The organism is Sphingopyxis chilensis, assembly GCF_035930445.1.
Classification (GTDB): Bacteria; Pseudomonadota; Alphaproteobacteria; order Sphingomonadales; family Sphingomonadaceae; genus Sphingopyxis; species Sphingopyxis chilensis.
This window is the reverse complement of sequence record NZ_CP142394.1, coordinates 265,520-275,355: the sequence shown is the minus strand read 5'-3', so window position 1 is coordinate 275,355 and position 9,836 is coordinate 265,520. Positions and strand designations below refer to the sequence as shown.

The following is a 9,836-nucleotide window of genomic DNA, read 5'->3' as shown; positions in this document are numbered from 1 at the left end:
CCCCAATAAATTGTATCAGGCTGTAAGTGGCGGATTTCCGTCGTCCATTGCATATGGACCCGGAAAAACCCTGACTGCGCCCAAAAAAAGTGCCCCGTGGACGGGTTTAGATGCTAGGATCGGGGCTTCGCCCTGAGTCGAACAAGACAGGAACAAGCGCACCCATGTGCGCGGTCAGATCGGGGGCGAATGCAATGGATTTTCGGGAAAGCGAACGGGTGGAGACGAGCGACGTGGCGACGATGGAACTGGCGAAGAATGACGCTCCGGCGGCAAGTGAGTCGAAGGATGATTCGGCGCCCGTGAAGCTGAACGACGGCGGCGAGGCGAAGGTCCACGCGCGCCGGTTCGCCATCGTCACCGATGCGAGCCGCGACGCGCTGCTCACCGATTTCGGCAAGGAAACGCTGCAGGACCGCTATCTGCTTCCCGGCGAATCCTATCAGGATCTCTTCGCGCGCGTCGCCGACGCCTATGCCGACGATCAGGATCATGCGCAGCGCCTCTACGACTATATCTCGAAGCTGTGGTTCATGCCCGCGACCCCCGTGCTGTCGAACGGCGGCACCGGCCGCGGCCTGCCGATCAGCTGCTATCTGAACTCGGTCGACGACAGCCTCGAGGGTATCGTCGGCACGTGGAACGAGAATGTCTGGCTCGCCAGCCGCGGCGGCGGCATCGGCACCTATTGGGGCGCGGTGCGCGGCATCGGCGAACCCGTGGGCCTCAACGGCAAGACCAGCGGCATCATTCCCTTCGTCCGCGTGATGGACAGCCTCACGCTCGCGATTTCGCAGGGCTCGCTCCGCCGCGGTTCGGCCGCCTGCTATCTCGACGTCTCGCATCCCGAGATCGAGGAGTTTCTCGAGGTGCGCAAGCCGTCGGGCGACTTCAACCGCAAGGCGCTCAACCTCCACCACGGCGTCCTCATCACCGACGAGTTCATGGAGGCCGTCCGCGACGGCGCCGAATTCAACCTGCGCAGCCCCAAGGACCAGAGCGTCCGCGGCACCGTCGACGCGCGCTCGCTGTTCCAGAAGCTCGTCGAAACGCGCCTCGCAACCGGCGAGCCCTACATCATCTTCATCGATCAGGTGAACCGCATGATGCCCAAGCATCATCGCGACCTCGGGCTCAAGGTCACCACCTCGAACCTCTGCTCGGAAATCACCCTCCCCACCGGCCGCGACCATCTCGGCAACGATCGCACCGCGGTCTGCTGCCTCTCGTCGCTCAATCTCGAAACCTGGGACGAGTGGAACGGCGACAAATTGTTCATCGAGGATGTCATGCGCATGCTCGATAACGTCCTGCAGGACTATATCGACCGCGCCCCGCCCGAAATGGCGCGCGCCAAATATAGCGCTAGCCGCGAACGCTCGGTCGGCCTCGGCGTCATGGGCTTCCACAGCTTCCTCCAGGCGCGCGGCCTGCCGTTCGAGGGCGCGATGGCGAAATCGTCGAACCTGCGCGTTTTCAAGCATATCCGCGCGCAGGTCGATCAGGCGTCGATGCTGCTCGCCAACGAGCGCGGCCCCTGCCCCGACGCCGCCGATCAGGGGGTGATGGAGCGCTTCAGCTGCAAGATGGCGATCGCGCCGACCGCGTCGATCTCGATCATCTGCGGCGGCACCAGCGCGTGCATCGAGCCGATCCCCGCGAACATCTACACGCACAAGACGCTCTCGGGCAGCTTCTCGATCCGCAACCCGCACCTCGAAGCCCTGCTCGTCGACAAGGCGAAGAACAGCGACGCGGTGTGGAACTCGATCCTCGAACGCGGCGGCAGCGTCCAGCACCTCGACTTCCTGTCGCAGGACGAGAAGGATTGCTACAAGACGAGCTTCGAGATCGACCAGCGCTGGCTGCTCGAGCTCGCCGCCGACCGCACGCCGTACATCGATCAGGCGGCATCGCTGAACCTGTTCATCCCGGCGGACGTCGAGAAATGGGATCTGCTCATGCTCCACTATCGCGCGTGGGAACTCGGCATCAAATCGCTCTATTATCTCCGCTCGAAATCGGTCCAGCGCGCCGGCTTCGCGGGCGGGGTCGAGGCCGACAACACGCCCGAGGCCGCGAAATTCGAACTCGCGACCACCGATTATGACGAATGTCTCGCGTGCCAGTGAGGACTGGCCGATGAACAAGAACGCCGGGTGCACCCTGGCGGCCATCGGGGTGGCGGTCGTCCTGCTGCTGGTCGTACTGATCGGATACCCGCAATACCGCGTCTATTCGCAGCGGCTGGCCGGTGAGGCCGCCTTGGCCGAAGCGCAATCGTCGCGGCAAGTCGCAATCCTCGAGGCGCGCGCCAAGAAGGAAAGCGCCATCTCGCTCGCCGAGGCCGAGGTCATCCGTGCCAAGGGTGCGGCCGAAGCGAACGCGATCCTGCAGAACAGCCTCGGCGGCCCCGAAGGCTATCTGCGCTATTTGCAAATCCAGGCGCTCGAATCATCGCGCGCCTCGCTGATCTATGTCCCGACCGAGGGCGGCCTTCCCGTTACCGAAGCCCGCCGCCTCGCCCCCCAATAACCGCCTGTCTCAAGGAAGTCCGCCATGCCGTTGTTAGAAGCCCGCAAGACCTACAAGCCCTTCGAATATCCCTGGGCGTTCGATTTCTGGAAGCGCCAGCAGCAGATCCACTGGGTTCCGGAGGAAGTGCCGCTGGGCGAGGATTGCCGCGACTGGGCGCAAAAGATCAGCGACCATGAACGCAACCTGCTCACGCAGATTTTCCGCTTCTTCACGCAGGCCGATATCGAGGTGCAGGATTGCTACCACGAAAAATATGGCAGCGTGTTCAAGCCGACCGAGATCAAGATGATGCTGACCGCGTTCAGCAACATGGAGACGGTGCACATCGCGGCGTACAGCCACCTGCTCGACACCATCGGCATGCCCGAGAGCGAATATGGCATGTTCCTCGAATATGACGAGATGCGCGCCAAGCACGACTATATGGGCACCTTCGGCGTCGAGAATGACGAGGATATCGCGCGCACGCTCGCGATGTTCGGCGGCTTTACCGAGGGGCTTCAGCTTTTCGCCAGCTTCGCGATGCTGATGAACTTCCCGCGCTTCAACAAGATGAAGGGCATGGGCCAGATCGTCAGCTGGTCGATCCGCGACGAAAGCCTCCACTGCGAAGGCATCATCAAGCTGTTCCACACCTTCACCAAGGAACGCGACTGCCTGACCAAGGCGGTGAGGGAAGACATCATCGACACCTGCCAGAAAACGGTGCGGCTCGAGGATGCGTTCATCGACCTCGCGTTCGAACAGGGCCCCGTCCCCGGCATGACGCCCAAGGAGATCAAGCGCTACATCCGCTACATCGCCGACTGGCGCCTGGGCCAGCTCGGCTTCCAGCCGATCTACATGATCGACGAACACCCCCTCCCCTGGCTCGCCCCGCTCTTGAACGGCGTCGAGCACGCCAACTTCTTCGAAACCCGCGCGACCGAATATAGCAAGGGCGCGACGCGCGGCGACTGGAACACCGTCTGGACCAGCTTCGACAGCCGCAAGAAGGCCAGGACCAGCGAAGACGCCGCCCCCGCGGGCGACGCCGAAAACGACGGCGAGGACATGTTCGCCAAGGCCGGCATCGCCGCCGAGTAAGCGACTCCAAACCCCTCCCGCTTGCGGGAGGGGCAGCAAGACTTGGGAGCTTGCTCCCTAGTCGCCGCGGGGAGGGCACAGGCGCCACCCCACGACACAGAACAAGAAGTCAGAGGCCAAAATGACCGAAAAGAAACCCAAACTCCTGATCCTCAGCCAGCCGCAGCGCGCCACGCTCGAAGGCCTCTCGAACCGCCGCCCCCAACTCCCCACCGACCCCGTGCGCGACGAACTCGTCACGCTGGGTCTGGTGGTCAAACAGGGCGCCAAATGGGCGCTAACCCCGCAGGGCAAGAAGGTGCTGGCGGCGAACTCGAACCGGCGCAATGCTGGGGGGTTTTCGGTTTGAAAGCCGCAATGTAACTGCCGACTAGTGCAGGACAGGCTTTGATTTGCACATCTTCATCGACGAATCTGGTACCTTCGCTATACCGGCCGCAGGGCAAACGAGCCCCTGTATTGTCGGCGCGCTCATTGTGCCCAACTATACGATTGATCGCCTTTTTCAAAAGTATGAGCGACTGCGTCAACATCTGCCCAAGGAGGGGGACGAGGTAAAAGGGCGGCGGCTTAACGAGGCTCAAGTCAATTCCGTCATAACATTGCTCAGACGAAATCACTGTCTTTTCGAAGCTATCGTGATCGAAATGGGGAGAGAGTCTGCAACGGATATTGCAGAGCATCAACAAAAGGCAGCGGAAGCGCTAACTGCCAACCTAACAGAAAAACATCATCCAGAGCTTGTCGCAGGCGTGAAGAAGCTCAAGTCGCGTCTCGAAGCGATGGCCCTGCCACTCTATGTGCAAGCTGCACTAATGAACGTGCTACTCGCTCGGATCATACGAGAGCTTCCAGCCTATTGGATACAGCGGCAACCAAAGGAAATTCTCAATTTTCATTGGGTGGTTGACGGTAAGGGGGTCGATAGCGAGACCAGCTCGGAAAACTGGTGGTCGACAACCAAGGCAGGATTCCTCCAGTCCGCGTTAGCTCGCGAACCAGTGATCATGCTGGACTGGTTGGATTATGCCGCGTTTGACAACAAATACCTGATGCCAATGCCCGACTATCTGAAAGAAACGATACTTCCTTACGAACACGGATATAATCTCAAGTTGATTTTGGAAGAAGATTTTCGGTTCAACTCGGGCGTCGATTATGGACTCGAATTGGCAGATATCGTGACCAACACTACACGGCGCGCACTCAAAGGAAATCTTGGTCCGGAAGGCTGGCGGCAAATTCCTGCGCTGATGATCGCGCGCGAACAGGCACTCCACTTTTGCTCACTGAGTAAGGCAGTCGATAGTTCTCATCTTCCTTACCGCGACGTCGTGATGAAAGCGTTCAGACACGGAGGCCGGGATATGCTCACGGCGGCAAGCCGTCGCTAAACACGCATGGATGCCGGATCAAGTCCGGCATGACGATGTGAAGAGAAGCGTCCGTTTCATCCCCATCTTCGTCACCCGCAGACGAGGCCCGTGACTCGTCTGCCTTGATCCGGGGTCCATCGCCGCCCTAGCCTCGACCCCATACACGTCGCCCCTCATCCCCTGCGCCATTTCGGCGCCGCACCAAAAGTAAACATGATTGACGAGTAACCGGTTTCCTGATCTCCCCTGTCAATGGCGAGCAGGGGGCTCGCCTGTTTTGGGGGTTACTTAAACAATGAAATCGAACCTGCTCGCGGGCGCCGTGTCGCTCGCGCTTGTCATGCCTGCTTTCGCTCCGGCGGTCGCTCAGGAAACGGCGGCGCCTGTCGAGGCCGCATCCGCGCCCGCGGTCGTCGCCATACCGGTTGCGGCGCCCGCGCCCAATTCGACGCGCACATTGGCGGCGAACACCGAAGTGCTGCTCAGCATGAACGAAGAACTGTCGACCAAGAAAAATGAAGAAGGCGATACCTTCTACATGACCGTCGTCCACGATGTCGTGCAGGACGGCTATATCGTGATTCCGAAGGGCGCGCGTGCGACGGGCGAGATCACATGGCGCACCGGAAAAGGCGCGTTCGGCAAGTCGGGCAAGATGGAAATCGAGCTTCGCTATATCGACATCGGCGGCAAGCGCGTGCCCCTGATCGGCAGTTTCCGTCAGGAAGGCGAAGGCAACACGGTCGCCACCGTCGGCGGCGTCATCCTTGCGGGCGTGTTCGCCGCCTTCATCACCGGCAAGAGCGGCCGGATTCCGGCTGGCCGCGAACTCAGCGTCCGCACCAAGGAAGAATTGGCCTTCGCCGTGCCGACCACCGCGCCGGCGGCCCAGCCGGCGGTGATGGCGGTCGCCGTCGAAGCCGCGCCGGTCGCCGTGCCCGTGGGTGCAGCGGTGGCGGCTCCCGTGGCCGAGGCCGTTCCGGCGGCGGTTCCGGCCGCAACGCCTGCGGCCGAACCGGCAGCGACGCCCGTTACCGAAGGCTGACGATAAGAGGGGGCCGGGTCGGCCGACCCGCCCCCCCTCAATGCACCGTAACCGGCCGCACCCCGCCGCTCGCGCGCGCCGCGGCGAACATCACCCCGTCGCGCACCACTTCGGGCGGGTCTTCGAGCATATAGAGCTTCACCAGCTCGCGCGTGACCTCGCTGTCGTCGTCGACGACCAGCCGGAGCGAGTGCAGCCCCGTCTCGCCGCGCGTGACCACCACGCCCTTCACCAGAACGAGCGGCCAGCGCGCGCTGCCGCCGCGATACAGCGTCACCCCGTCGTGGCGCAGATAGGCGCCGCGCCGCCGCCACATGCCGAAAAAATAGCCCCACACCGTCAGCACCGCGACAATGCCGATCAGCAACAGCGGCTGCCCGAAGATCATGTACCGCAGCGCATCGATGGGATCGCCCTCCCAGTTCAGCCGCGCCGCCAGCACGCCGAGCAGTACCACGCACGCGAATTGCCACCCCACCAGGGGCGCGGCGCGCAGCCGCGCGATCACCACCATCTTCCGGTCCCCGTTCGTCATCGCGGCCTAGATAGGAAGTGCAGCCGCGCCGCGCCAGTCCGGCGGCTCGCGGAAAGGCCGCGGGCGAACGCCTGTCGCGCCTTGGCGGCTTTGGGGTGGGGTGAGCGGACGCTCCTCTGTTTCCGTTCGTTTCGAGCGAAGAATCCTGCGAACATCCCTGCGCCCGATGCAGCCTTCGCCATCCCCGCCCGTTGACCCGCTATCGAGGGGGCACAGGAGACAGATCATGGAATGGACCCTCATGACGATCCTCGGCCCGATCCTGCTCGCCGCCGTGCTCGCCTGGGCGATGCTCAACAACCGCCGCAGCCGCGCCGAGAAACAGCGCACCGAGGAAGCGACGCGCATCCGCCGCGAACAGGAAGACCGCGACCAGAAGGCGCGCGAGGCGGAGGGCGGCGCGGCCTGACGCGCGCCATCGCGCCGCGCCTCCGCCGGGGCTAAACGCCCCGGCCGCGCGGCGAACCGCTGCCGGGAACCGCGGCGCCATGCTATGATGCGCGGCGAAAGGAGAAAGCCCATGCAGGCCGTAACCGAAGGCGACCGCCGCAGGGAGGTGAAGATCCTCCTCGACCGGATCCGGGCGCATCCCGAGCGCGACTGGAGCGAAGCGCGACGACGCATCGCGACGCTCAACAAGCTGATCGTCGCCCCGCCGCGCGCGCATACGCACTAGCCGAGGGCATTTATCGAGAGGAGCGGTGGAGCCTCAGCCTCCGTTCTCGCGCCCCCCCCTCGCCATTCGTCGCCCGCGAGCGGCCGCTCGTCGCATTCGGGCGCGGCGCGATGCAACGAGCGGAGTTCGCGCCGGTTTCTCCGTCGAAGGCATCGTCGCCGCCCTCTTCCCCCCCCCCCCGGGGCGTCGACGATGCCGACCCATCATGGAGAGAGAGATGCGCAAGCCCCCCGCTCTTGGCGCGCTGGCCCTTTTGGCGGCCGCCCCCGCCCTTCTCGCCGCAACCCCCGCGCTGGCCCAGGCCACGTCCGCCGCGTCCGCGTCCGATGCCGCGATCGGCCGCGACGGCGTCGCGAACGTCAACCTTGTCGGCAAGGTCGGGCTGGGCGGCAATGCCGCGGTTCAGGACGCGACCGACCCCGTCGGCGGCATGGTCGATCAGGTCGATGGCGCGGTGCAGAAAAGCGTCGATGCCGCGAACCTGACCCTCGCGACGCGCGAACAGGTGCGCGCCGGCGCCGAGCTTTACGGCACCGACGGCAACAGCGTCGGCACGGTGCAGAGCGTCGAGGGCGACACCGCGGTCGTCGTCCGCGGCGGCAAGCTCTACAATGTGCCGCTCGCCGAAATCTATCATGGCGCCGTCGGCGCCACCCACGGGCTTGTCACCAAGCTGTCGCAGGCCGAAATCCAGGCGCGCACGACCGCCGAGGTCGAATCGCGCTGACCCCACAAGCCGCGGCGACCTCCCGCACGGAGAGATGTCGCCGCGCGCTGGGGGAGCCGGGTGCACCTGGCTCCCCGCCCGACAGATTTTGAAGAGACCGCATCGCGTCCGCGATCGGGGAGGGAGCCGGAATGCCGGCTCCCTTTCGCCGTTTCAGCCGCCGCCGTTTCAGCCGCCCGGAAATCGCGGCCCTGCGGTCACGTCGATCGCGGTGTCGCCGCCCGTCGGGATCACGGTGCGGCCGAACCACACATAGCGCGCCGTCGGCTGCGTCAGGTCCTCGTCGTATCGCGCCGCGACCGCTGCCGGGTCATAGCCCATCCACGCCAACGTCGCGGGAAAGATCTGGCTCGTCGAATGCCCCCTGCGCGGCGCCCCGGCATGGCGCGCCGCCTCGCCGGCGGGCAGGAAGGCGAGCAGCGGCACGCGAAACTCGTCGGCCACCGCCTCGCGGCTGCAATGCGGCAGCGCGCCGGGGGTCAGATTCTGCCCATGGTCCGATGTGTAGACGATCGCCACCGTCTCGCGGTCGACCCCCGCCAGCAATCGCGCAAAGAAACGGCGCTTCGACCATGAAAGCGCAGCATCATATTGCCGTCGCACCGGGCTGTCCGCCGCGATCGCGCCTTCGGGATAATGGTCGCGATACTGGAAATGGACCCCGCGCAGCACCGCAAAGGTGAAGCTGCGCCCGCCGCCCTTCATCGCGGCATTGAGCGCATCGGCGATCTTCAGGTCGGTGTCGATCCCGCCCGGCATCGGCCGGTAATCGTCGATCAGCGCGCGCTCGGGCGGCAGCATCAGATTCTGCGGCGCCCCCGACGTCTGCCCGTCGATCAGCAGCGTCCGGTATCCCGCCGCCTGGGCATAGGCCCAGATCGACGGCGTCGCGCGAAGATCCGTCGCCGCCGACACGCGCCGCACATCGACCCCCGACCGCAGCGCGACCTGCGCCGGCGCGCTGCAATGCCCCATCGCCGCCGCGATCCCGAAATCGCTGTGCGGCACATGGGCGATCGTCGGCGCGATCAGCCGGCGGAACGGCGCCTCGGCGACGCTCTCGTCGATCACCCAGACGATATGCCGCGGCGTGTCGGCGCGGGCTGCGGGCTTCAGCGTCACCGGCGCGCGCGCCGGCGGCGGCGGCGCGGTGGCGAGGTCCCAGCCGAGCCCGTAAAGATTGCGTTCGGCGGCTTCCGGCCACACCGCGGCGTGGCGATAGAGCGCGCCCGGCACGACAAGCAGGATCGGCAGCATCGCCGCGATCGCGCGCCCCCACGGCATCGTCGCCGCGCCGCGCGCCAGCGTCCGCGCCGCGACGAACAGCGCCAGCGCCGCCGCGACCTGCGCCGCAACCCACAGCAATTCGGCGCCGAACTCGCCGGCGGCATTGCCCGCCTGCGCCGTCTCGGCGAGCAGCCATGCCAGCGAGCCCGCATCGAGCAGCGCGCCGACGATCTGGCTATAGCCAAGGTTGATCAGGATCGAGCCGCCCGCGAGCGTCAGCAGCGCCGCCGCCCAGCGGCGCGGGAACAGGAACAGCGCCGCCATCAGGATCGCCGCCTGAAACGCCAGGAACAGAAAGGCCGTCAGCGCGCTTTGCGGGTCGCCTGCGGCAAGGCGATAGGCAACGCTTTGCGTCAGCTGGAACCGGTTCGCGATCGCATATCCGGCGCCGAACAGCAGCGTCGCCGCGATCAGCCGCCACCGGCGACCGCGCGGCCGCGTTTCTTGTCCCCCCTGTGCCATCGCGTGGCACCCTAAAGCCGGGACGTTCAAAATTCACATAGGAAAATGGCCCGCCCCAGGGGAAAGGGCGGGCCAGTTCGGTGCCGGCGCGCCCGATTGCGCCT

Annotated in this window: 11 protein-coding genes; 9 read left to right on the top strand and 2 right to left on the bottom strand. The window is 65.1% G+C overall.

From position 1 onward, the window contains the following. The first annotated feature begins 194 nt into the window (after window positions 1–194). From VSX79_RS01365 to VSX79_RS01340, 6 genes are all read left to right on the top strand, one after another. Window positions 195–2,132: a ribonucleoside-diphosphate reductase subunit alpha gene (locus VSX79_RS01365; protein ID WP_179498643.1), complete on the top strand. Its 1,938-nt coding sequence runs from the start codon at window positions 195–197 to the stop codon at window positions 2,130–2,132. Window positions 2,133–2,142: 10 nt separating this feature from the next. Next, window positions 2,143–2,535, top strand: coding sequence for a membrane protease subunit (locus VSX79_RS01360; protein ID WP_326914195.1), 393 nt, complete (start codon window positions 2,143–2,145; stop codon window positions 2,533–2,535). Window positions 2,536–2,559: 24 nt separating this feature from the next. Then, window positions 2,560–3,624, top strand: coding sequence for a ribonucleotide-diphosphate reductase subunit beta (locus tag VSX79_RS01355; protein ID WP_326914194.1), 1,065 nt, complete (start codon window positions 2,560–2,562; stop codon window positions 3,622–3,624). 121 nt (window positions 3,625–3,745) lie between these two features. Beyond that, window positions 3,746–3,973, top strand: coding sequence for a hypothetical protein (locus VSX79_RS01350; RefSeq protein WP_326914193.1), 228 nt, complete (start codon window positions 3,746–3,748; stop codon window positions 3,971–3,973). A 43-nt stretch (window positions 3,974–4,016) separates the two neighbouring features. Then, complete coding sequence (locus VSX79_RS01345) at window positions 4,017–5,018, top strand: hypothetical protein (RefSeq protein ID WP_326914192.1); 1,002 nt, start codon at window positions 4,017–4,019, stop codon at window positions 5,016–5,018. 277 nt (window positions 5,019–5,295) lie between these two features. Next, complete coding sequence (locus VSX79_RS01340; RefSeq protein ID WP_326914191.1) at window positions 5,296–6,045, top strand: hypothetical protein; 750 nt, start codon at window positions 5,296–5,298, stop codon at window positions 6,043–6,045. A 37-nt stretch (window positions 6,046–6,082) separates the two neighbouring features. On the opposite strand, the gene VSX79_RS01335 is transcribed toward VSX79_RS01340, so the two are convergent. Next, the gene (locus VSX79_RS01335) at window positions 6,083–6,580 is read right to left on the bottom strand and encodes a hypothetical protein (RefSeq protein WP_326914190.1); all 498 of its coding nucleotides are present in this window, start codon (window positions 6,578–6,580) and stop codon (window positions 6,083–6,085) included. A 226-nt stretch (window positions 6,581–6,806) separates the two neighbouring features. Here VSX79_RS01335 and VSX79_RS01330 point away from each other — a divergent pair, with 226 nt between their 5' ends. The 3 genes from VSX79_RS01330 (at window position 6,807) to VSX79_RS01320 (ending at window position 7,983) form a co-directional block, all read left to right on the top strand. Next, window positions 6,807–6,989 (top strand): hypothetical protein, encoded by a 183-nt coding sequence (locus VSX79_RS01330; protein ID WP_179498610.1) that lies wholly within the window; start codon window positions 6,807–6,809, stop codon window positions 6,987–6,989. Between the two features lie 111 nt (window positions 6,990–7,100). Then, window positions 7,101–7,256 carry a hypothetical protein gene (locus VSX79_RS01325; protein WP_326914189.1) on the top strand — a complete coding sequence of 52 codons (156 nt, stop codon included), beginning with the start codon at window positions 7,101–7,103 and terminating at the stop codon, window positions 7,254–7,256. 217 nt (window positions 7,257–7,473) lie between these two features. Next, entirely contained in the window at window positions 7,474–7,983 is a 510-nt protein-coding gene (locus tag VSX79_RS01320; RefSeq protein WP_179498606.1) for a hypothetical protein, read from the top strand. Window positions 7,984–8,151: 168 nt separating this feature from the next. Here the strand turns inward: VSX79_RS01320 and VSX79_RS01315 are convergent, their stop codons facing one another. Beyond that, entirely contained in the window at window positions 8,152–9,732 is a 1,581-nt protein-coding gene (locus tag VSX79_RS01315; protein ID WP_326914188.1) for a sulfatase-like hydrolase/transferase, read from the bottom strand. Between the last annotated feature and the right edge of the window lie 104 nt (window positions 9,733–9,836).

Coding starts and splice junctions, on each gene's coding strand:
- VSX79_RS01365 (WP_179498643.1), top strand. CDS start 195: ATGGATTTTCGGGAAAGCGAACGGGTGGAGACGAGCGACGTGGCGACG.
- VSX79_RS01360 (WP_326914195.1), top strand. CDS start 2,143: ATGAACAAGAACGCCGGGTGCACCCTGGCGGCCATCGGGGTGGCGGTC.
- VSX79_RS01355 (WP_326914194.1), top strand. CDS start 2,560: ATGCCGTTGTTAGAAGCCCGCAAGACCTACAAGCCCTTCGAATATCCC.
- VSX79_RS01350 (WP_326914193.1), top strand. CDS start 3,746: ATGACCGAAAAGAAACCCAAACTCCTGATCCTCAGCCAGCCGCAGCGC.
- VSX79_RS01340 (WP_326914191.1), top strand. CDS start 5,296: ATGAAATCGAACCTGCTCGCGGGCGCCGTGTCGCTCGCGCTTGTCATG.
- VSX79_RS01335 (WP_326914190.1), bottom strand. CDS start 6,580: ATGACGAACGGGGACCGGAAGATGGTGGTGATCGCGCGGCTGCGCGCC.
- VSX79_RS01330 (WP_179498610.1), top strand. CDS start 6,807: ATGGAATGGACCCTCATGACGATCCTCGGCCCGATCCTGCTCGCCGCC.
- VSX79_RS01325 (WP_326914189.1), top strand. CDS start 7,101: ATGCAGGCCGTAACCGAAGGCGACCGCCGCAGGGAGGTGAAGATCCTC.
- VSX79_RS01320 (WP_179498606.1), top strand. CDS start 7,474: ATGCGCAAGCCCCCCGCTCTTGGCGCGCTGGCCCTTTTGGCGGCCGCC.
- VSX79_RS01315 (WP_326914188.1), bottom strand. CDS start 9,732: ATGGCACAGGGGGGACAAGAAACGCGGCCGCGCGGTCGCCGGTGGCGG.